Here is a 19,807-nt window from a genome sequence, read left to right on the forward strand (position 1 = left end):
ATCCTCGCGCCGATGACGAAGAAGATCTGGGTGGCTACAGCAGTGTTGGCCATGGTGGCGGTCGGTTCCTGTTCTCGTGAGCCGAGCACCGCAGATAAGGTCACTCAGGCTTGCATCGACGCCTCGAACCAGACCTCGATGACGACGTGGGGAGACGCCCAGAGGCTCTCCGGAATCTCGCTGGTGTTCAACGGGCTCACCGCGACCCTCACCGATGGAACAAGGGCGACTGAGCGATGGACCGTAACAGGGCATCTTGAGATCAAGAAGACTGTCGCGAACAAGGCCTACGAGTGGGACGACGACGGAAAGCCCACGGTCGAAAGCGATCCAGGGCCGTTCGTGTGCAACGCCGGATACCGCAAGTCGGACGGCAAGGTCGTCGTGTTCGAAGTGGCGCAGAAGCACCCTACGTCCGGCGGCAGTATCGGTGCCCGACTGCAGTACCCGGAAGGAGAAGGCCCGACCTAGCGTCCGACGGGGATTGCGCCGGCAAGCCGGGTCCGTTGCTCCGGGGCGGCGCGGCGGGCCTGCTTGACGATCCGCGTCACATCACCGACGGGGTTGTTGATCGTCGTGGACGCGTCGATCACCGGCCCCGCACCACCTGGCACGGGGAGCGGCATTCCCGGGCCGATCGTCGGCGCCGTCGAGGCCGGCGCGGGCACCGAGGCCCCGGCCAGCCACGGCGGCGGCGCCTCCTTACCCTCCATCCACGGCGGCGGCGTGAACTTCACACCCATCAGCGCCGACGCCATCTTCACCAGGCCAAGGTTCTGCAGGTCAGGCAGCCACGACCCGTCTAGGCCGAGCGTCTCCAGGACGCCGCCGCCGAGGATCTTCGTGAAGTCCTTGAGCGGTGCCAGCGCGTTCGACATCTCGGATTCGTCGGAGCCCTTCCCTCCGCCGGCCGTGGTCTCGCCCTTGGCCGACGACAGGTCAGCCTTGGCCTGCGCGGCATCCCGCTCGAGGCGGGTCACCTTGTTCCTCGCGGCGAGCTTGGCCGCCGCGGTGGCCTTCGGGTCCGCCTCGAGCTCGGCGAGCTTCGTCCGTGCCACGGCGGCCGCGCTCTCGGCGTCCGCCGCCTTCGACTGGGCGGCGGCGAGCGTCTTGTCGCTGGTCTTCCTCGCCGCGGACAAGCTCGTGGTCCCCTGCTGCATCGACTCGTAGTCGGCCTTGGCCTGCGCGGCGTCACGCTCGGCCTTGTCGACGCGGTTCTTGGCCGCGAGCTTCGCCGAGGCCTTCGACTTCGGATTCTTGTCGACCTCGGCCTGCTTGGCGCGCGCCTCGGCGGCCTTCATCTCGGCGTCGTCGGCCTTGTCCTTGGCCTCGCGGAGCTTCTTCGGATCGACGGCCTTCCGCACGGTCTTGTCGACCGCCGTCGACAGAGCCGACCCGCCCGACCCGAACACACCGGGTACGTCGCCGAACAGCGCACGGCCGATCCACCAGCCCAAGCTGTACTTCTGCACGCCGCCACCGGAACCGCCACCCGCCGAGGAGCTACCGGACGATGTCGCCGTCGACAGTGAGCCGCTACCCGAGCCCGACTCCGTGCCGCCCTGACCCTGCAGAGAGATCCACGCCTGATTCGGCATCGACGAGGGGTCGCCCGCGCCGGCACCGTAGCCGCCGTTCCCGCTCTGGCCGCCCATCTCGACGTTCGTGCGGGTGCCGTCCGCGTCGATGATCGCCCCGGTCGCGTGACCGCCGCCAGGGCCACCGTTCACCCAGCCGATCAAGTACGCGGCGGTCCCCGGGGGCGGGGAGCCGGTGATGAAGCCGCGGCGCGCGAGCTCGGCGCCAGCGGATCCGGTGTTGAAGCGGCCGGAGCTGCCAGTGATGAAGTTCGCGATCCTCGACTGTGCGCCCGAATTGTGGACCACCACGCCGTCAGCGATGAAGTTGTGCGCCCCCGCGACCTCGATATCGAAGGTCGCCTGAACCCCCTGCGGCTTCACGTCGATCACCGGGGCGATGTCGAAGTCGCCCGCATCGATCCACTCCGCGACTCCCAGACGGATGATGTGCTGAGACATGCCAGCACGGGAGTCAGAGCGGTGACTCACCGCGAACGTGTACAGCGGTCGGGCGTGACGTACCCGGACGCCGTTGATCGTGATGGGCCGACGCCGCTGGTTCACGGTCACGTTGGTGACCGGGTCGCCGAGCATGATGTGCAGGGTCCGCACATCGTCGATCAGATGCCGCGAGCACGAAGAGTACGTGCGCGCTCCGTGGCGCACCGGGTCGGCCGGGCGGTGTCCGTCCGCGTCGCAGTAGCCATCGAGGAACGCCCGCTGGCGAACCTCGTCCCAACCCCACACGCAGTCCGGAATGTTCTTCTCGTGACCAGGCCGCCGGAACCCCGCCTCGGCCAGCTCTCGGCAGAGCTCCACGCTCTGAACCCGGAGGCCGTGCCGTTCAGACCATGCAGCCCGTCGGCTGTAGCGGCTCTGCCCGGCATGATTCGCCATCGCTTCGACAATCGGGGTGGCCCGCTCGCGGATGGCACCGTAGACGCAGATGCTCATGTAGCGCTGGTCGACGTGCCCGTCGCCGACGATCAGGCCGAGTAGCCAGGCCTCATTCAGGCCGATCGGGCGGCCTGAAGGGAGCGTGTTGGAGACGAACTCGGGGCGGGCCTCCTTCGGCTGGATCAGCATGTCGCCGCGCTTCAACTCGTCGAGACGCTTCCACCGGACTTCGTATCGAGCCGGCTGCGCATCCCGAGTCGTGAGGGTGCCGTCGTTGTCGAGCTCGCTCGGGGCGATCCCCAACGCTGCCGCGACCTTCTCCACGACGTTCACCGACACGGGCCCCTTGCCGCTCATCGCCGTCGACAGCACCGACCTCTGGACGCCGCTGAGGTCCGACAACTTCTTCGCGGTCCACCCGCGCAGACGCAGAGCGTCCTTGAGCTCGTGCCACTCGCGTCCCGACCCGCGGCGCGGGCGGGCAGCCCCGATGGCGGTCAGGGTGAGGAACGGGTGGTTCGCCGAACCGGTAATCGACCTCCGGCGGGTGCGGACCTTGAACGTCTCCTGGTCCTTCGAGAACCACTGCGCGGCCACCGGGTTCACGGTGAGCTTGCCGTCCTCGAACGAGAACACGAGATCTCCGCGACGGAGGTCGATGATCCGTGTGGGCCCGTTCGGCCCCCACACCATCGTTTCGGCAACGAGGCAGCAGTCGGTGTCCCAGCTGTCAGGGCTGCCGCCGAAGGTGTACTTGCCTGCGGTGATGCCGGAGGCGAACGCTTTGACGTCGTCGACGCTGATCCCGCCGTCCTCGAAGCTGCGGATCTGCTTGAAGATGTTGCTGTCGACGAGCTGGTAGCCGAATGCGCGGGCGGTCTCCGACAGGATCATCGTCGACCGGGCGCGCTTCTGCTTGGCCCACGGGATGAACGACTCGATCCCCGTCTCCGCCTCCGCCCACTGGAACAGGCCCCGGCCCCGGCCACGCTGCATCACAGCCTGCGACGGCAACGGGCCGTCAATCCCGCCGTTGGCGTACCGGCGGGTGATCGAGCCATTCGCGTTCGGAGTCGGCATCGTTCCGAGCGGATTGCTCGCCGTCGGCGCGGACCCCATCCCCGTGTACAGCTGGTTGATCGTGATGGTCTTCGTCGACGGCTTCGTCAGCTCGTTGATGGTCTCCCGGACCTGCTCCGCGCCGGTCTGCGTGACGACGATGGTCTTGCCGTTGTCATTGCGCACAGCGAGACCGAGCGCCTGCAGCTTCTCGAGCACGCCGGGCGCGTTCGGGGCCTCGATCTCGATGGTCTTGTCGTTCCCCTCCTTGGCCTTGATGTTCATCTTGTCCAGGAGGTCGATCACGCTCTTGCCGCCGGGCGCATCGACCTTGACGACCGCGCCCTTCGGCATGTCGGTCACCGCGGTCATCACGGCCTTGAGCTGCGCGAGCGCCGCATCCGTGTTGGCGGTGATCTCTACGTTCTGTCCGCCAGGCAGGGTGTTGACGGTGAACCCGATTTGCTGGAGCTGCTTCCGGGTCTTGTCGGAGACCTCGGACGAAGCGACCGTGACGGTCTTCTTGTCGGGGAACGCGTCGAACGTGGCCTTCACCTTGGCGAGCCCCTGCACAGTCTCCGGTGCGCCCGCGAGCTGCGTCGTCAGAGTGACGGTCTTGCCGCCGAGCTCGTCGTACCATCGGCGAATCTCGTCGACCGAACGACCGCTCGAGGCCGCGAGACTCCGAAACACAGCCTCGTTCTGAGCGTTGACCACCGCCATATCTTCACCGGTCGCCGCGACCCTCCCGGCCTTGTCGGCGAGGTCGGACAAGGTCCGCGCCAAGGTGGCGCTGTTGGCATTCAGCCCGTCGAGTCCGCCCGTCTTATCGAGGGCCACTGGGCCAAGCCCTGCCGCGGTCTCACCGGCCTTCTTGACCGACTCGGCGAACTGGGCGACGGCCTCGACCTTGTTCCGCGCGGGGTTCATCGCGTCCATGGCGGCCTTGAGGGCGTTGAACTTGTCGCCGGCGGATGCGGTCTTGTCGCCCATGACGCGGATCGCGTCACCGAGCTGGGTGACGCCCGGGGCGAGCTTCTGCGCCTGCCCCTGCTGCTGGGTGAACTTGTCGCGGAGGTCAGCGAGTCCCTCAGCGGCGAGCCGCCCACCGTCGCCGGTAGAGCGGAGCACGCCGACGAAGCTGTTCCACTCGGCCTCGGAGCCGCCGAGACGCTTGCCGAGGTCCTGCGAGGTGATCCCGAGCCCGTCCAGCGCCTTCTTCGCGACCTGGGCGCGCCCCGCGGCCTCGTCGAGGCGCTTGGTGCGGGTGTTGTCGAATACTGTTCCGCCGCCGAAGATGTCGCCGAAGACATCCTTGGCGTTGTCGGTCCACTTCGCGTCCTGGGTGCTGGCGAGCTCCACCGACTGGCGGTACCCGTCGACCTGCTTCGTCAGGTCCGCGTACACCTCGGCCGTCACCGCGCCGCGCGAGGCGATCAGCTTGCTGCCGGTCGCCTTCTGCGTCTCGGCGAGATCCTTGAGCGCGGCACGGTACTGATCAACGGTCTGCGCCTGCTCCTGCACCGTCGACGCCCACGCGGTGCCGGCGATCCCGGCGACGGCGAGAGCAGCACCCCACGGCCCTCCGAGGAGGCTGACGACGCCACCCGCAGCGCCCTTCAGCAGGTTCAGCCCACCCGTCGCCGCGCCTGCGACGTTGCTGCCGAGGACCCGCAGATGCGCGGACGCGGTAGCCGCTTCCCGGCCGGTGCCGAACAGCACCCGGCCGAGGGTCGACGTCGTCGGGTTCGCCTGCTGCATCCAGCGGACACTGTCGCGGTACGACGTCGTGAGGTTCGTGATCCCGGTGCGCGCGCGGCCCGCCGCCCCTGCGACGTCCGAGAGCTTGTCCCGCACGCCGAGGGCCTGCTCGCCGAGGAAGTTCGCGCCGCGGCCAGCGAGGTTCGCGGCCGACGCGAGCCGCCCGCCCTCCGCGGTCGCGCCCTGCAGTCCCGACTTCCACGCGCCGAGCACCCCGGGGAGCGCCCGGTAAGCCATGTACGCGGCGAGCAGCGTGGTGGCCGCAGTCTGGTTGTCGCGGACCAGGCCTGCGACTGACGAGAGGAGCGGCTCGACGGTGCGGAGCACCGTCGCCAGGGCCTGCAGGCCGGTGACGCCGACGCTCCACGTGCCGACGCCGAACGCGCCCGCGGCCTGCGCGGCGGTCTTGGCGAGGGTGAGCAGCGACGGCGCCGCCTCCTTCGCGGTGGCGGCGATCGACGACAGGGCGTCCTTCGTGTCGCCGCCACGCATCCGGTCGGACGAGAACAGCTTCCCGAGGCGCTCCGGCCCGTCGGCGAGGACGTCGAGAGCCTTCGACGCGGGCCCCTGGATCACGTCGTACAGGCTGAGCTGCATTTCCTCGACGGTGTTCTTGAACCGGGCCAGCGCCCCGGGCAGGCCCTGGGTCTTGGCACGTGCGACGTCTGCGGCGGCGCCCTGCCGGTCGACGGCCAGCCGCATCTCGTCGTAGCTGCGGGCGCCGTCCTTGGCGGCGACGCCGGCCAGTCGCATCGCGTCCGACCCGTAGAGGGTCGCGGCGGCGGCCTGGAACTGCTCGGGCGACATGCGCTTCGCGGCGGCGCCGAGCTGATCCATCATCGACCGGATCCCGACGAACTTTCCCTGCGCGTCGTACAGGGTGAGCCCGAGTTCCTTGATCGCGTTCTGGGCGGGCTTGCCTTGGTCGGTGATCGCGAGCAGCGCGCTCTTGAGCAAGGTGCCGGCGTCGCTGCCCTTGACGCCGTTGTTGGCGAGCACGCCGATGGTGGCGGCGGTGTCCTCCATGGACAGGCCGAACTGCGCGGCCACGAGGCCACCAGACTGCAGCGCGTACGCGACGTCGGTGATCTCCGCCGTGCTGGCGTTCGCCGCGTTGGCGAGGACATCGGCAGCCTTGGCCGCGTACGCGCCGTCCTTGCCGAACGTCTGCAAGGCCCGGCCCTGGATCGTCGCCGCCTCACCCGCACTGATCTCCGCGGCCGCCGCGAGCTGCAGGGTGCCCTTCGCGGCGCGCATCGACTGGTCGACCGACAGGCCGCCCTTGGCGAGTTCGGTCATCGCCTGCGCGGCGTCCCGCGCCGACGTATTCGGCAGATCCGCGGCCTGCCCGAGTTCGCGGGCCCGGGCGGCGACCTGCTGCATCTGCCCGGCGGTCGCGGAGCTGACGGCCTGCATGGTGTTCAGGGCCCGCGTGTAGTCCATGCCGACGGTCAGGGATTCCTTGACCTGCTGCGCGGCGAGGGTCGCGCCGCCCGCGACGCCGGCGAGCTTGGCCGTCGACGCGAGGACCTTCATCGAGCCTTCGGTCTTGCTCGCGGCGGTGCCGAGCAGCGAGACGCTGCGCGCCTGGGCCGTGGTCTGGTCGTTGACGGCCTGCGCGGCCTTCTCGGCCTGCTTCTGCGCGTTCGCGAGTGACCCGGTCGCGTTGGCGTGAGCCGTGGCGGCGGCCGCAGCGTTGCGACGCGCGGTACTGACCTTCTCCTCGGCCGCGGCGAGCCGCCCGGCGTCGGTGATCCCGCGGTCGCGGAGCGACTGCAGCTGAGCCTCAGCGACCCGCACCTTCCCGACGGCGTCGGCTTCCCTGTTCCGGGCCGACAGGACCTTCGCGGTGCTCGTCTCGACCTTCGCCTTGGCGGCGGCGAGGCCGGCGGCGAGCGCGTCCCCCGCGTCACGGCCGGCCTTCTTGGCCGCCGCCTGCATCGGGATGCCGAGGCCTTGCTCGATCTGCCCCTTGGCGCCCTGGAACGAGAGGATGACGGGAAGCGCTGCATACCCGATGTTTTCAGCCACTGCGGTCTACTCCTCTCGTGGTCTAGCGTTGCGGCGCGCGATCTCGATCGCGGCGTCGATCTCCGGTGGCCGCTGGGCGGCCTCACCGCGGCGGGCTCGTTGCCGCGCAGCGCGGTTGAGCGATTCTTGGCGGCGCTTCTCGCGGCGCTCGTCCTTCTCGTCCTGCTCGCTGGTCGCGCCCGGGCGGGCGATGTACTTGCGGCCGGTGAGGTGCTCGACGAGGTCGGCGACGAGGTGATCGTTCAGCGTCCAGGCGGTCGCGCCGCCACGGAAGTACGTGTTGAGTGCACTATCTGCGGGGAGGTCCATCAGACGCACGCCGATCATGCGGATGGTGAGCTTCGGGCGGCCGAACTCGTCGAGCCGCCAACGGTCCCGGTAGTCGATGTGGTGGAAGCGCGACAGGTCGGACTCCACCCGCCCCGCCTGGTGCCGCAGCAGACCAAGCAGGGCGGGAAGGATGCCCCAGGAGCTGACGCGCTGCGTCAGTTTCCCGCGTTGAACCGCTTCATGATGGCCGCGGCGAGCGCGCGACGCTTCCCGATGGTGGGCTTCGTCGCCGCGAAAAGCGCCCACTGCTCGTCGCCGAGCAGCGCCCGGAGCGACAGCGACTCGTTGCCGAGTTCGATGTGCTCCTCGACCTCGGTGGGCCACTCCTCGTAGAGGGCGGGCACGGTGTACGTGAGCCCGTCGAACTCGACGGCGATGGTCTTCGCGCCGGTCGCTTCCGCCTCGACGGCGGTGTCCGCGGTCTCGTGCTCGGCGACCTCGGCCTCGGCGGCCTCGATCATCTTCTCACCCTTGGCCATCAGTTCTTCTCCTCAGCGGTCTTGGTGCGGCGGCCACTCTTCGTGGCCGGCTTGTCGGTGGGCGTCTCGTCGGCGCCTTCGGCGTGGCCGTCGTCGGTGGGTGCGTCGTCGCCCGGATCATCGGCGGCCGCCGCGGCGGCGTTGATCGCGCGGGCCCGGGCTCCGCCGGACTCCACCACCGGCACGGGCGGCTCGTCGTCGAGGAGCTTGGCGTCGCCGCGGTTGATGAGCGCGGCGGCGCTGTTCTCGTCGAGGAGGAGTACAACCCCGGCGGGGAAATCCTCGGTGTCGGTGGTCAGTTCGACCTTGATCACGGCGTCACCGCCGACCGCTGAACGAGGAACAGCTCCTTCGCCGAGTTCGGGAAGATGCGGGCGGTGAACTCGTAACCGTCTGCGGCGCCTTCCTTCTGGTTGGCGTTGGGTGCCCAGATGCGGGACTTGAGCTTCGACACGTACCGGGTGGTCTGGCCGAGGTCGTCGACGAGCTGGAACGCGATGTACTTCGACGCGGGCTTCGGCACGACGAGCGCGGTGCTCGTGGAGCCGGGCCAGATGATGCCGAACGTGGTGTCGTTGTCCTCGAGGGCGGTGAACTTCCGCTCCACCTTGAGGTTCTTCGACGCGACCTTCACGACGCCGTACCCCCATGCGGTGATGTCGGTCTCGTCCCACTCGCGAGAGTTCTCGAACCCCTGGTCGCCGTTGAGGAGGCCGACGTAGTCCCACGGATCGGGGAACGGGTCGGTCACGCTGGCGGGGAGGTCGGTCGACGCGAGCGCGCCGGCCTTGTCGAGGATCAGCACGTCAGCGCCGTCCCACAGCTTCACATTGTCCGGGTTACCGGCCATGGTGAGTCTCCTTTGACATAGGAAACCCCCAGCCCGACAGTCGGATTGGGGGTGGATGGTGCCGACGGCGGACGCCGCCGATCAGGTCACGAGACGGAGATCCCGTTTCGTGCTGCGGCTCGGGTGAGCGCGCCGTTCCGGGCCTGCATGTGCGCAGGGACGACGACCGCGCTGACCGCGCGGTCGGTGGTGTACTCGTCGACGCGGGCTTCGTCGATGTCCGCGGCGATGCTGTGCGCGACCTTCGAGGTCACCGCACGGGACGCGGGACGCTTGGCGATCCTCCCGAATCCAGCAGAGCGCAGCTTGATCTTGAAGCCGGCCATGTCAGCCCGCCTTGTTGTTGTGCGTGGCGACCACGTACACCGAGATGCACAGGACCAGGCAGAGCGTGATCGTGGTGAGGTCGGTCATGCCGTACCTGTTGCGCGCCGTCGTCGCCATGGATGCGATGAAAACGATCCAGACGAGGCCGATGAGCCCCTTGGTGTCTCGCGCGATCTTCACGATGGCTCCTCTACAGCGGGGTCGTGCGTACGCGGGTGCGCACGGTGAACGAGGTCAGGTCACCGTTGGTCTTGGGGTCACGGGCCTCGAGGAAGCCGCGGCCGCCGGTCGGAAGGATCACCGACACACCAGGGATGCGGGTGCCCAACAGCTGACTGAACGCCCAGTTGGCGTACGTGCGGTCCCGCCCAGAGGTCAACGACGTGACCCGCACCATCGGCGATGTCATCACCGGGTACTGGATCGGGCCACCGTCATCGGCGATCAGCAGCACCGGGCCGGAGCCGAGTGCCCAATTCCCCGGCCACTCAAGGCTCACGGTCAGCTCAGGGTGCGCGGTCGCCGCACGGGCCTTCAGCTCATCCTTGATGAGCTGCGCGACGTCGGCGGGTACGCGCTGCGTCATCCGGCGCTCCTTGTGCACAGGACCTCGCGGCCGTCGAATCCGCCGAACGTCCACTCGTTGACCACCACCGTGCAGCGCTGGCCGCGCACCGTCAGCTCGTCGTCGTTGGTGAGGTCGACGGGGCGGAGGAAGTAGACGGTGAACTCGACCGTGGTCCCGGACCGGGCTCGGTCGCTGTAGTGCGCTCCGCCGCCCGGTGCCACCGCGTACGCCCGCAGCGTGGCCGTAGACGACCCCGTGAGCTTGCCGTCATCGTCGCGCCGCGCCCCGCGATGGCGGATCACCTGCTCGCTCATGGGTTGGGGAGCAGCCGGTAGCGGTCGATGGTCTCCAGCTCCTCCGGGTTGAACGCGACGGGCGACGCCATCTCGAACGGACCCACCTTCTTCACCGCGGACATACCGGGCTCGGGCATCCGGAGCGCGGACTCGATGACGACCTTCGCCAGGTCGGCGGGCACAGCGGGATGGCCGTGCGTGAACGTCACGTCCACCGATCGCCACCGGTCCGACCAGCGGTGAGGGTTCCGCAGCAGCCCGACGGTGGACCACTCGACCTGGACCGGGGTGCCGTTCTCGACGACCGCGGCCACGTCGGTGACGTGCAACGACGGCAGGGCGATGACGTGGGTGCCGGTCCCGTCGACGGTGACCGTCTCGGTGACCGACGGTGCGATGTGCCACCCGCAGCGGCCACGGATCCACTCCGTGACCGCTGCTACCCGGGTGTCCTGCGGGTCAGCGAGGTACGCCGCGAGGGCGTCACTCGACAGGAGCGGTGGGAGCGGCGCCACCGGCGGCCTTCTTGTCCGTGGCGGCCGGGGATGCCTTCGGCGCCTGCTTCTTCGGCTCCGACTTCGTGCGCGGCGCGGCCGTCGACGCGGTCTCGCGCGGCTCGGCCGTGGTCGCGGTCTCGCGCGCCGGCGCCGCCGGGATGTCCACGGGCGCGAAATGCGCGCCGTGCGTTTCGAGGATCGGATCGTCGTCCTCGATCAGTGCCCCGTTCGCGACGGTGCGGTCGGCGGTGCTGAAAGCGTTGGTGCAGCGGTGCGCCATAGGTGCCTCCTTGGGTAGTGCGGGCACGACGAAGGGGACGACCGGCATCTCAGCCGGATCGTCCCCTCCGCGTGGTCTGGTCTAGTTAGGCCTCGTACCGAGCGAGCAGCTCACGCGCCCAGGCGATCTTGTCCTCGACGCGCTGGCCCGCGGGCTGCGACGTGGTCCACAGCTCCAAGTTCTCGATCCGGTTGTCAGATCGGTCGCCGTTCTTGTGATGGACGTTCTCGTCCGGCCACAGCGGTCGGCCGAGATGCTCTTCCATGACGGCGCGGTGTTCGAGCACCTTCACCCGCCGCTCACCAGGGTAGGTGAGGTAGACGTACCCCTTGTCGGGGTCCATCCACCGCCACACAGTGTCTGCAGTAGGTGTTGAACGTCGCGCTTCGGCCTCGCCGACTTCACCCGTTAGGCGCCTACGGCTGTAGTGCATGGAGCACAGGCCCTTGGCGTAGTACTTCCGGTCGCAGCCGTCCACCGAGCATGGCGCGACACCCGTTCGGCCGCTGCGTAGCGACTCCACGCCACCGGGGTCGCCGGTCAGCCGATTGCGGCGGTAGTGCATGCCGCAGAGCTGGGCGCCTTCCCACTTCGCCGGACGCACGCACCCTGTGATCCCGCAGGGTGTAGTGACGATCTTCGGTCCGCGCGCCTTCCGCGCCAGGTGCATCCCGCGGTTCTTGCACTTCTCACCGCAGTACTTCGAGTCCTTGCGGACCCGCTTCGGCGTGTATCGCTCGCCGCAGATCGAGCAAACGAGCGATGGGGACACGGGGATCTCCATGCCCCCACCGTACTCGTATAGGTGAGGGATAACTTACAGCGAGAGGACGCGGAACGCGCCCGGGTTCACCACGTCAGCACCCACACGGAAGTGCGCGTACCAGCCACTTTCACCGGTCGGACGGCGGTTAGCGCCGAATACATGTGGCACATACGAAAGAGTTGTGCCCAAACGATCGGCGATCACGTAGTTCTGGAAGTCACCGAACACCAGCACGTTGGTGTCCGCGGCCGGCGCGGACGCCATGGCCTCCGCGACGTAGTCCGGGCGGCCGAGCAGCTCGGACTTGCGGCCCTCGGCGAGCTGACCCCACAGCGCCGAACCGCCGTTGGTATCGAACTGGCGCAGCTTGTTGTAGATCGCGCGGTGCGCGAGCCACGACCCGTTCGAGGCGAACCGCGCAGGCAGGGCCGCGTCGAGGGCGTACACGTCCTCGAGGGAAAGCGTGCCCGCGGTCTTCGGCGAGACCTCGGCGGCGGTGCTCGCGAGTGCGGTCACGACGCCCTTCGGCTGTCCGGTGCCGGTGCCGGTGACGAACGCGACCGACTCCATGCGGTCCTTCTCGATCGCGATCATGCGCCCGATCTCCGCGGCGAGACCGGCGTCGGCCTCGACCTCGAACGACTGCTGTACGAACACGGCGCCCTTGTGGACCGGGATGGTCGGCTGGGTGAAGGTCGGGCTGTCGTCCGAAACCTGCTCGGCCTCCGCGTCCCACGAGCCGGTCACGCCGGCCGAGCTGAGCCCGTGCCAGGCGTCGCCGGTGGCGGTCACCACGCGGGCGATCTTGCGGACCTCGTTGAACGAGCCGTTCGCGGTCAGGATGACCGTCGGGTCGAGCTGGAACGGGACCGCGTAGCCGCCGTTCGCGTCGGTCAGCGACATCGCACGCGCGATGACGGCCTGCTCCGAGCCGGTCAGCGCGGCGAGGTTGCCGTTCGACCGGACCACCTTCGAGAACGCGGCCATGTACTCGGGGCTCGTGGTGCCGAGCACCATCTCGGCGACCGAGTTGCGCTGCGATCCGTCGCGCTCGACGAACCGGGCTGCGGCCTCGCGGACCTTGCTGTCGGCGTACGGCATCCGCTCGATCGCGTCCTCCGCACGGTGCCGCAGTTCGACATCCGCGCCGGGCTGACCGAACCGAACCATCGAGGTGTCCCACGGGTTGCGGAACTTGCCGCCCAGCGACGGGGCGCCGCCCTGGAACGAGCGAGAGGAGGCGTCGTTGTCCACGACCTCGATGTGCCGCTCCTCGCGCTCCTTCGACGGGTCCGGTGCGCCGGCGATCGCGGACCGCACCTCGGCCACCGCCGCGTCATGCTCCAGCCCCAGCCGGCGCTGGTGCACCTCGCGGAACTCGGCAACCAGATCCAGCGCCCGCCGGTGATCGTCCTTCGTCTTTTCCGGCTTGCCGGCCAGCCGCTCCAGCTCCTCCTGGATGTTCTTTTCGCGCTCGACGCACTGCTTGTGAGTGAGAGCCATTTGCCTAGATTCCTTTCATGGGTGGGGTTGCTTCTCGGGTCGCGGACACCTCGTCGAGGGCGTCCCGGTACAGGCGCGCCTCCGCGGCGGCCCGCGCGGCGTCGACGTCATCCGTCGGCGCGTCGGACGACTCGTGCTCGGCGACCTCATCGGTGCCGGGCGGCGTGTCGGTGTCCTCCTCCGAGTGCTCCACGACCTCATCGGCGTCTCGCGGCTCATCGTCAGACGAATCGCCCTCACGGGCGGTCTGCCCCAGTACCTCGGCGCGGAGCAGAAGTTCCATCAACCGGCGGCGCTCCGCCGGCTCGTTCAGTCGGGCCGGGTCGATCGTCACCGGCTCCATCGACGACCGCACTCCGGCGGTCGTGTCCTTGTAGGCGGGCCACACCACGGGGCCGACCTCGTCGAGCTTGGCCTCGAGGATCGTGCGCTGCAGCACGCCACGCTCGGGGTGGTTGCCCCATAGGATCGCGTCGACCTCCGTCGGAGCGACGATCGCGCCAGTGCTGTCCCGCCATTCCTCGCGGACCACGGAGAACCGGATCGACATGCCGTCGATCGCGCCGGTCTCGATCGCCTCCTGAATCAGGTCGATCAGGTCGTGCTTCCCGAGCCGCGCCTCGACGTACAGGCCGCGGTCGTCCTCGCGGATCTCGGTGATCACGCCTATGGGGACCGAGCCGAGCAGCGGGTGCCGGCCGTGGTCGAACTGGAACTTCGGGGTGCGCTCGCGGATCGTCTTGCGGAACGCGCCCGGCGCGAACTGCTCGTCGAACGTGCCCTCCCACGAGTCGATCCGGGTGAGGCTGTTGAACACGGCTCCGTAGCCGGAGAACGTGCGGCCGTCACCGTGCTCGCTGTCGTCGCGGGTGAACGCGACCGACCGGCACAGGTCGGACCGCGGGGTCGTCTTGGTGGTCACGCGGGCGCCTCCTCCGAAGCGGGGGTTGTGTCGGCGTCCGGCGCGGTGCCGCCGCCCTTGGGTTCGCCGGGCGGCAGGAGCTGCACGCTCACCCGTCCCGTGTGTTTCAGCAGTCGGAAGTCGTTCGCGTCCACGGACTTCACCACCGTGTCGGGTTCGTACCCGGCGGTGATGAGGGTGTTGATCGTCTCGGCGCGGACCCGCTGGATCTCGGCGGCGTCCTTCTCGTCCTCGCGCAGGAACGGCACATCGGACGTGTCGTACCAGAGCCTTGCCGCCTGGCGAGGTGGCGGCACCAGGCGCTCGAGGCACCCGGCGAGGTTCTGCCACAGCGGGTGCGCGGTACCGTCGGCGAGCCGGCGCCGCGCCTGCCCGTAGTTCGAATATGTCGCGGCCGCCAGGCCTTCGGAGAGACCGACGATCACCGGAGGGACTCCGGCCGCCGCGGCGATGCGGGTCTCCCCGGCGCCGCGGACGTTCTTGAAGTCGATCTGCTTCATGTCGGCACCGACCACCGTCACGTCGGCGCCGGGGTAGAGGTGCATGGTCTTCCACGCGTTCTCCGCGCCGGTGTGCTGGTCGCGCATGAGCTCGGCGAACCGCTTCACCTTCTCCACGTCCGCCAGCGCATCGTGCTTGACGACCATGTTCGGGGACGCTGCGTTGTCGAAGAACTTCCGCTGGTGCTGGCCCATCGCCTGGTCGGCTTGGACTTCCCGCAGGATCGGCGTCAGCCACGACATGCCGGTGAAGCGGCCCAGCGGGTCGGGAATCGGCGCGTAGTGCGCAACGTCCCTGGCTAGGAAGGGGACTGGATCGTTCCCGATGCCGCCCTCGCTGTAGAGGTAGCCGAGCTTCTCGAAGCCGACCTGCCCGCCGTTCATCATCCGCCGCCGGCCGACGATCTCCACCCAGTCGGGCCGCAGCCGCACCAGCTCATCGCCGTTGCGCACCCAGAAGCTGTTCCCCGCCAGGTCCGCGTCCTGGATCATCCGCGACAGCATGTCCTGGGTGGTGCCACCCACCCACGGCCGCTCGAGGATTCGCAGGTCCCCTGTGCCGAACAGGTCAGCGGGCCGGCCCGACATCAACGACTGGAAGCTGAACCGGATCGAGCTGAACACCAACTGCCGTACCAGCATGCACGCGAACACCACCCCGTTCGCGGCATACGCCTCCCGGGCCAGGCCCTCGAACGTGGGCTGCGGGCGCTCGGTCGCCTCCCCGGCGAGCGTCTGGTGCAGCATCGGCTGCATGTAGCCGCTCTGCAGCGCGTAGCCGTTGAGGAGCTGCGCGTACTGGTCGAATGTCATCCGCTCCGACCGCTCGCTGCCGCGGAGGCGCGCCAGAAGGTTCACGGGCGGCTACCGGGCGCCGGGTCGAACAGCAGGACCGCGGCCACTACCGCTAGAGCGCCGCCGACAATGCAGGCGCCGCCGATAGACCACACCAGGCCGACGCCGACGGTGATCGCGATGCAGCCGAGGAGGGCGAGCAGCGCGCACAGGCGCGTGGTCGTCACTCGAAGAAGCCCCACGGCTCCACCTCCTTCGGTTCTCCGCCTTGCGTGATCAGCCCGTAGACGGCCAACGTGATCGCGACCAGCTCGGTGATGTCGCACGTCTTGTCTCTCCTGTCCCAGGCGCGAGAGTCCGAGAGCTCACGCCATTTCGCCCCGAGCGCGGCTTTCGTCAGGCCGATCTGGCCGAGGTGCTTCAACCGACCCTCAACGAGGGCGTCGTAGACCATGCCGCACGCCCGTGCCATGTCCTTGGCCTGCGTCACGGTCATCTTGAGGCCGAGCGCTTCCATGTCCGGCAGCAACGATGCTGCTGCGGAGTAGCCGTCGACTACGAGCGCGACCGGGGACCACTTCTCGTCGAGCGCGTGCATCCTCGGCGGGATCCACGAGGTGCCGGGCAGGTCGGTGTACTCGACGCCGTCGGCGGCCGGGACGACCTCGACGAGGATCTGGCCGTCACTGGTGTACTGCGCGGCACCGATCGCCGAGCGCGTGCGGGACAGATTCGTATACGCGCCGAACGCAATCCGCTGTTCGAGAGTCTCCGGTGGGTCCATCGTGGCGTCGCGCCACAGGTCCGCGTCGATCGCGCCCTTGACAGCCGTCGCCGACCAGATCCCCAGCCCCTCACGGAGAAACGACTCCGCTGAGAGCTTCCGCTGCAGCCGCAACATCGACTCCCGCGGCGTCCGATGCGGATACGACGGGTTCGCTCGCGCCCACGTCGCCTCAGCGTTCGGGTCGGCCCCCGGCTCCGCACCGAACTCGATCCACACCGCGTCCTCGAGCGTGCCGTCCCACGCCTCGGTCCGCATCCGCGTGAACGACTCCGAGTTGTCCTCCGGCCGGGGCGGCGTGCCGATGTAGAACGCCAGACCGAAGTCCGAGGTGTTCATCGTCGCGATCATCGCGTCCACCGCGCGCTCGGACATGATCTGCGCCTCGTCGGCGACGATGATGTCCACGCCCGGGATACCGCGACCGAACCCGTGCTCGCGGGCGCCGAACAGGATCCGCGAGCCGTTGGCGAACCTGATCTCCTCGTCGCCGGAGCCCTTGTAAACCTGCTCGATGTACGGAGCGACCCGCTGCCGCTCAGCGAACGCGCACATCGCCAGGAACGTCTCGCCGTGCGTCTTCGCGTGGTGCGCTGACCACACCGTCAAGGTGCGCGGGCGGTTGATACTGACTCCGAACACGAGGCCCGTCAACCAGTGCGTCTTCCCCGCCTGCCGGCAGATCGACATCCCGACGCCGCCGATCGTCGCGGCGAGCTTCCCGTCCGCGCGTTTCGCCAACGCGAGCCGACCGGACTGGTCCTGCCAGAAGTCGAACGTCAGCCCCAGCTTCGTGCGGCAGGTCGACTCCACGGCAGGCCAGCCGGTCGACACGATCCCGGACGGCGCGACCACCCGCCGTGCGACGTCAGAGAGCTTCGGGGTCCCAGGCTTCATCGTCGACGGCGGCGCCCTCGGCGTCCTCGTTGGCGGCCTGCGCGGCACGCTCCTCGAGCGCCTGGATTTCCTTCGAGATCAGCGCCAGCTGGCGATGCAGGGCCGCCTTCGCTGGCCCCTTCTCGTTCGGCAGCGACGCCACGATGTCGCGGCGCTGCGCCCGCAGGATCTCCGTGTAGTCGCCGCTCGCGATCGCCTCCGTGAGCGTCAGCTGCTTCGGCTTCGGCGGGGGAGTGGGCTTGTCATTCGGGGTGACCGCGTGCAGCGCCCTCTTCCGTGGAGCAGCCATCATGTCACCTCCGAATCTGTTGGCGTGCAACGATTTACGGTGCACGAAAGCTGTTGCGGCACATCCTCATTCGCGCCACGCGTGATACCGGGAAAGAAAAGCAAAACGAAGAAAAATCGCGGTAGAGAGATCGCTGACTCACCGCCGGAGTCGGGCCGGGTGCTGTGGGGTTGCGCGGGGTGGGGTACCCCCCCGGGGGCGCGGTCCGAACGAACCGGGGCCGTGGCGGCGGGGTGGTCACCAGCGTCGGCTGTGGGGCTGGGGTGTGGTTCGGCGGCGGGCGGGTTCGCCTCGGTTGCAGGCGCGGTGTTCGGGGCCGCGGTAGTGGCGGCGGTCGTTGTCGTCGTGGCCGAGGTCCCAGGGCTCATTGGGGGCGATGAGCGCTTCGTCGTGCGGGACGCCGCGTTCGATGCAGCGCCAGCAGGTGACGGTGCCGGTGGCGATGCGGGCTTTCCACCGTTCGCGTTCGCGTTGGTGCTGCCAGCCGTAGCCGCGGGCGGCGGTGGACTTGGGCATCGGTCAGTCGATGGGGATGTGCAGCAGTTCGGGTTCGGTGAGGGCCTTGGTGCGGGCCTCGTTGAGGCGGATGTCGCCGTCGGCGTCGATCTGCCAGACCTGCACGAGCAGTTCGCGGCCGTTGCGCCAGACGCGTTCGTGGGGGACGCGGAGCATCCCGGGGCGGGCGGGGATGCGCAGCTCGGGGTATCGCATGAGGATCTTGGTGACCGCGTCGTACTGCGGGTGGTTGCGGGTGATGCGCTCGCCGATCAGCGGGTTGTCGAGGGTGCCGTGCATGGTCCGTGCCTCCTGCGGCTGATCGGAGTGGTTCAGCGCCGGGCCGGACTGTGCGTGGTCGTCAACGGCCCGGCGGGTGTGCCGCCCCGTCGGCGGCGTGGTCCCCGGTGGTGCCGCGGTGGTAGCGGCGGTCGGGGAGTTGGTGTGGTTCCCGGCGGGTGCAGCGCCCGGAGCCCCAGCGCGCGGACCCGGCCATGGGGAAGCTGGTCGGGGCTGCACGGGACTGGAGAGGTGGGGCCATGGTGGGAGGCTTGGCCGTGATGAGCGGCACGACACCCTGCCGGGGAACCATGCTGGCCCGTGCGCTGGCTGGCGACTGTCGGGGCAGCGACCGCCGGAGAGCCCGAAGCTCTGGGCGGAAGACGACTGTAGGCCGAGACCAGGATGTCTACCCACCTGACTCGACCTACGGCCTCAGCCTATCAGTGAACCTTGGTCAACGTGTCAAGTACCGATCATGCAGTGCGGCGTGTCGGCCTGCGATTCCACAGTTCGATGGCCTCGTTCAGGCGGAACCGTGAGGTCTTGTCCTCGTTGCGGCCCGCGGCGGGGAGGAGCTTGCCGCGGCGGATCCAGCTGCGGATCCGCTCGAATTGGACTTCGGTGCCGAGGTAGATCGACATTGCCGCTGCCAGCTCTGCGGGCCGGTAGAGGTGCGACGCGAGCTCTGCGCGCATCTCGTTCTGCATCTGCTGGATGTCGCAGGCCACGCCGCATCCCAGGCACTTCACGGCGTCGGTGCCGGGGCGGACGTACACGCCGTCGCAGCGCACGCCGGGGAGGTCGGACTGGCAGGGTCCGGCGAACTCGAGGGGTGCGGGTCGGTCGATGGCACCGCGGGCCCGCTTCACCGCGGCGTGCACATGCTCGGCGATGTGGCTGGCGGTCTCGGTCAGGGCGATATCGATGATGTGCCGGTCGAGCCAGCGGGCGTATGCGGGTGCACGGCCCTCGCCGGGCCAGCGGACCTGCTTCTGCTGGGTGCAGACGGCGATGACGGCGTTGCGGACCGCGCCGTGGAGTTCGATGGCGACGTCGGAGGCGTGGTCGTTGAATTCGAGCGGAGCCTCCTCGGGGTCGGCGGGGCGGGCGTCGGAGAAGTCCCCGAATGCGGTCTGCCGGGTGATTGCGTTGTCGAGCTCGGTGACGAGGTCGGGGACCTGCCGGAGGTCGGCCTGCAGGGCTCGCATCTCCTCGCGGGTGATGAAGTAGCCGTCGACGTTGGCCTGGGTCATCGGTTCAGAGGCCTTCCGTGAGAGTGAGTCGCCACGTCGATCCGTCGCGTTGGTCGCGGCTGTCGTGCTGGTACAGGGTCACCCGTGTGGTGGGCGACCAGTCCCTCGTCTGGTCGAGGAACTCGCGGAGTTCGGCGAGGGTGGGGCCGCTGCCGGAGCCCTCGGCTTTGACGCTGCGGGTCGTGCGGATGCTGCTCATCGGTGCTCCTCGACTCGGTGGACGCTGAACTCGGGGGCGTCGGCGCCGCGGTTGAGGCTCTCGCAGCTCGCCTCGGCTTCCTCGAGCGTCAGGAGGTCGGAGACGCGGCGCATGGTGCCGTCGGGGAGGGTGCGAACGACGAAGTGCCGGCGGGTGATCGGCATGGG

The 19,807-nt window shown here is 69.0% G+C and carries 24 protein-coding genes; 1 reads left to right on the forward strand and 23 read right to left on the reverse strand.

What is annotated here, in order from left to right; genetic code table 11:
• The first annotated feature begins 12 nt into the window (after positions 1-12).
• A complete protein-coding gene (locus AC21LY_RS02005) occupies positions 13-471 on the forward strand; it encodes a hypothetical protein (RefSeq protein WP_489044469.1) in 459 nt (152 codons plus the stop codon).
• Here AC21LY_RS02005 and AC21LY_RS02010 read toward each other — a convergent pair.
• The 23 genes from AC21LY_RS02010 to AC21LY_RS02120 form a co-directional block, all read right to left on the reverse strand.
• The gene (locus AC21LY_RS02010; RefSeq protein WP_489044470.1) at positions 468-7,328 is read right to left on the reverse strand and encodes a phage tail tape measure protein; all 6,861 of its coding nucleotides are present in this window, start codon (positions 7,326-7,328) and stop codon (positions 468-470) included. The two genes, AC21LY_RS02005 and AC21LY_RS02010, sit on opposite strands and share 4 nt — an antisense overlap.
• Before the next feature lie 6 nt (positions 7,329-7,334).
• Positions 7,335-7,745, reverse strand: coding sequence for a hypothetical protein (locus AC21LY_RS02015; RefSeq protein WP_489044471.1), 411 nt, complete (start codon positions 7,743-7,745; stop codon positions 7,335-7,337).
• Positions 7,746-7,813: 68 nt separating this feature from the next.
• Positions 7,814-8,137 (reverse strand): hypothetical protein, encoded by a 324-nt coding sequence (locus tag AC21LY_RS02020; protein WP_489044473.1) that lies wholly within the window; start codon positions 8,135-8,137, stop codon positions 7,814-7,816.
• Positions 8,137-8,451 carry a hypothetical protein gene (locus tag AC21LY_RS02025; protein ID WP_489044475.1) on the reverse strand — a complete coding sequence of 105 codons (315 nt, stop codon included), beginning with the start codon at positions 8,449-8,451 and terminating at the stop codon, positions 8,137-8,139. Before AC21LY_RS02025 ends, AC21LY_RS02020 begins: the two co-directional genes overlap by 1 nt.
• On the reverse strand, positions 8,448-8,987 hold the full coding sequence (locus tag AC21LY_RS02030; protein ID WP_489044477.1) for a hypothetical protein: 540 nt from the start codon (positions 8,985-8,987) through the stop codon (positions 8,448-8,450). Before AC21LY_RS02030 ends, AC21LY_RS02025 begins: the two co-directional genes overlap by 4 nt.
• A gap of 86 nt (positions 8,988-9,073) precedes the next feature.
• A complete protein-coding gene (locus AC21LY_RS02035) occupies positions 9,074-9,313 on the reverse strand; it encodes a hypothetical protein (RefSeq protein WP_489044479.1) in 240 nt (79 codons plus the stop codon).
• A gap of 1 nt (position 9,314) precedes the next feature.
• Entirely contained in the window at positions 9,315-9,494 is a 180-nt protein-coding gene (locus AC21LY_RS02040; RefSeq protein WP_489044481.1) for a hypothetical protein, read from the reverse strand.
• A gap of 10 nt (positions 9,495-9,504) precedes the next feature.
• Positions 9,505-9,900: a hypothetical protein gene (locus AC21LY_RS02045; protein ID WP_489044483.1), complete on the reverse strand. Its 396-nt coding sequence runs from the start codon at positions 9,898-9,900 to the stop codon at positions 9,505-9,507.
• Positions 9,897-10,196 carry a hypothetical protein gene (locus AC21LY_RS02050; protein WP_489044485.1) on the reverse strand — a complete coding sequence of 100 codons (300 nt, stop codon included), beginning with the start codon at positions 10,194-10,196 and terminating at the stop codon, positions 9,897-9,899. Before AC21LY_RS02050 ends, AC21LY_RS02045 begins: the two co-directional genes overlap by 4 nt.
• Complete coding sequence (locus AC21LY_RS02055) at positions 10,193-10,693, reverse strand: hypothetical protein (RefSeq protein WP_489044487.1); 501 nt, start codon at positions 10,691-10,693, stop codon at positions 10,193-10,195. The genes AC21LY_RS02050 and AC21LY_RS02055 overlap by 4 nt, the downstream gene beginning before the upstream one ends.
• On the reverse strand, positions 10,662-10,955 hold the full coding sequence (locus AC21LY_RS02060) for a hypothetical protein (RefSeq protein WP_489044489.1): 294 nt from the start codon (positions 10,953-10,955) through the stop codon (positions 10,662-10,664). The genes AC21LY_RS02055 and AC21LY_RS02060 overlap by 32 nt, the downstream gene beginning before the upstream one ends.
• Positions 10,956-11,040: 85 nt before the next feature.
• Positions 11,041-11,739 (reverse strand): HNH endonuclease signature motif containing protein, encoded by a 699-nt coding sequence (locus AC21LY_RS02065; protein ID WP_489044491.1) that lies wholly within the window; start codon positions 11,737-11,739, stop codon positions 11,041-11,043.
• 33 nt (positions 11,740-11,772) lie between these two features.
• Positions 11,773-13,224 (reverse strand): phage major capsid protein, encoded by a 1,452-nt coding sequence (locus tag AC21LY_RS02070; RefSeq protein ID WP_489044493.1) that lies wholly within the window; start codon positions 13,222-13,224, stop codon positions 11,773-11,775.
• Positions 13,225-13,228: 4 nt separating this feature from the next.
• Positions 13,229-14,146, reverse strand: coding sequence for an HK97 family phage prohead protease (locus AC21LY_RS02075; RefSeq protein ID WP_489044495.1), 918 nt, complete (start codon positions 14,144-14,146; stop codon positions 13,229-13,231).
• A complete protein-coding gene (locus AC21LY_RS02080) occupies positions 14,143-15,459 on the reverse strand; it encodes a phage portal protein (RefSeq protein WP_489044497.1) in 1,317 nt (438 codons plus the stop codon). Before AC21LY_RS02080 ends, AC21LY_RS02075 begins: the two co-directional genes overlap by 4 nt.
• Before the next feature lie 41 nt (positions 15,460-15,500).
• On the reverse strand, positions 15,501-15,683 hold the full coding sequence (locus tag AC21LY_RS02085; RefSeq protein WP_489044499.1) for a hypothetical protein: 183 nt from the start codon (positions 15,681-15,683) through the stop codon (positions 15,501-15,503).
• Positions 15,665-17,122 carry a terminase gene (locus AC21LY_RS02090; protein WP_489044501.1) on the reverse strand — a complete coding sequence of 486 codons (1,458 nt, stop codon included), beginning with the start codon at positions 17,120-17,122 and terminating at the stop codon, positions 15,665-15,667. The genes AC21LY_RS02085 and AC21LY_RS02090 overlap by 19 nt, the downstream gene beginning before the upstream one ends.
• Positions 17,094-17,411 (reverse strand): hypothetical protein, encoded by a 318-nt coding sequence (locus AC21LY_RS02095; protein ID WP_489044503.1) that lies wholly within the window; start codon positions 17,409-17,411, stop codon positions 17,094-17,096. The genes AC21LY_RS02090 and AC21LY_RS02095 overlap by 29 nt, the downstream gene beginning before the upstream one ends.
• Positions 17,412-17,648: 237 nt before the next feature.
• The gene (locus tag AC21LY_RS02100; RefSeq protein ID WP_489044505.1) at positions 17,649-17,927 is read right to left on the reverse strand and encodes a hypothetical protein; all 279 of its coding nucleotides are present in this window, start codon (positions 17,925-17,927) and stop codon (positions 17,649-17,651) included.
• 3 nt (positions 17,928-17,930) lie between these two features.
• A complete protein-coding gene (locus AC21LY_RS02105; protein WP_489044507.1) occupies positions 17,931-18,206 on the reverse strand; it encodes a hypothetical protein in 276 nt (91 codons plus the stop codon).
• A gap of 455 nt (positions 18,207-18,661) precedes the next feature.
• On the reverse strand, positions 18,662-19,441 hold the full coding sequence (locus AC21LY_RS02110) for a hypothetical protein (RefSeq protein ID WP_489044509.1): 780 nt from the start codon (positions 19,439-19,441) through the stop codon (positions 18,662-18,664).
• Between the two features lie 4 nt (positions 19,442-19,445).
• Complete coding sequence (locus AC21LY_RS02115) at positions 19,446-19,640, reverse strand: hypothetical protein (RefSeq protein ID WP_489044511.1); 195 nt, start codon at positions 19,638-19,640, stop codon at positions 19,446-19,448.
• Complete coding sequence (locus tag AC21LY_RS02120) at positions 19,637-19,804, reverse strand: hypothetical protein (RefSeq protein WP_489044513.1); 168 nt, start codon at positions 19,802-19,804, stop codon at positions 19,637-19,639. Before AC21LY_RS02120 ends, AC21LY_RS02115 begins: the two co-directional genes overlap by 4 nt.
• Between the last annotated feature and the right edge of the window lie 3 nt (positions 19,805-19,807).

It is taken from the genome of Tsukamurella sp. II2bb (assembly GCF_057815145.1).

Coding starts and splice junctions, on each gene's coding strand:
- AC21LY_RS02030 (WP_489044477.1), bottom strand. CDS start 8,987: ATGGCCGGTAACCCGGACAATGTGAAGCTGTGGGACGGCGCTGACGTG.
- AC21LY_RS02020 (WP_489044473.1), bottom strand. CDS start 8,137: ATGGCCAAGGGTGAGAAGATGATCGAGGCCGCCGAGGCCGAGGTCGCC.
- AC21LY_RS02105 (WP_489044507.1), bottom strand. CDS start 18,206: ATGCACGGCACCCTCGACAACCCGCTGATCGGCGAGCGCATCACCCGC.
- AC21LY_RS02060 (WP_489044489.1), bottom strand. CDS start 10,955: ATGGCGCACCGCTGCACCAACGCTTTCAGCACCGCCGACCGCACCGTC.
- AC21LY_RS02035 (WP_489044479.1), bottom strand. CDS start 9,313: ATGGCCGGCTTCAAGATCAAGCTGCGCTCTGCTGGATTCGGGAGGATC.
- AC21LY_RS02080 (WP_489044497.1), bottom strand. CDS start 15,459: ATGACATTCGACCAGTACGCGCAGCTCCTCAACGGCTACGCGCTGCAG.
- AC21LY_RS02110 (WP_489044509.1), bottom strand. CDS start 19,441: ATGACCCAGGCCAACGTCGACGGCTACTTCATCACCCGCGAGGAGATG.
- AC21LY_RS02095 (WP_489044503.1), bottom strand. CDS start 17,411: ATGGCTGCTCCACGGAAGAGGGCGCTGCACGCGGTCACCCCGAATGAC.
- AC21LY_RS02005 (WP_489044469.1), top strand. CDS start 13: ATGACGAAGAAGATCTGGGTGGCTACAGCAGTGTTGGCCATGGTGGCG.
- AC21LY_RS02115 (WP_489044511.1), bottom strand. CDS start 19,640: ATGAGCAGCATCCGCACGACCCGCAGCGTCAAAGCCGAGGGCTCCGGC.
- AC21LY_RS02090 (WP_489044501.1), bottom strand. CDS start 17,122: ATGAAGCCTGGGACCCCGAAGCTCTCTGACGTCGCACGGCGGGTGGTC.
- AC21LY_RS02120 (WP_489044513.1), bottom strand. CDS start 19,804: ATGCCGATCACCCGCCGGCACTTCGTCGTTCGCACCCTCCCCGACGGC.
- AC21LY_RS02050 (WP_489044485.1), bottom strand. CDS start 10,196: ATGAGCGAGCAGGTGATCCGCCATCGCGGGGCGCGGCGCGACGATGAC.
- AC21LY_RS02045 (WP_489044483.1), bottom strand. CDS start 9,900: ATGACGCAGCGCGTACCCGCCGACGTCGCGCAGCTCATCAAGGATGAG.
- AC21LY_RS02065 (WP_489044491.1), bottom strand. CDS start 11,739: ATGGAGATCCCCGTGTCCCCATCGCTCGTTTGCTCGATCTGCGGCGAG.
- AC21LY_RS02100 (WP_489044505.1), bottom strand. CDS start 17,927: ATGCCCAAGTCCACCGCCGCCCGCGGCTACGGCTGGCAGCACCAACGC.
- AC21LY_RS02070 (WP_489044493.1), bottom strand. CDS start 13,224: ATGGCTCTCACTCACAAGCAGTGCGTCGAGCGCGAAAAGAACATCCAG.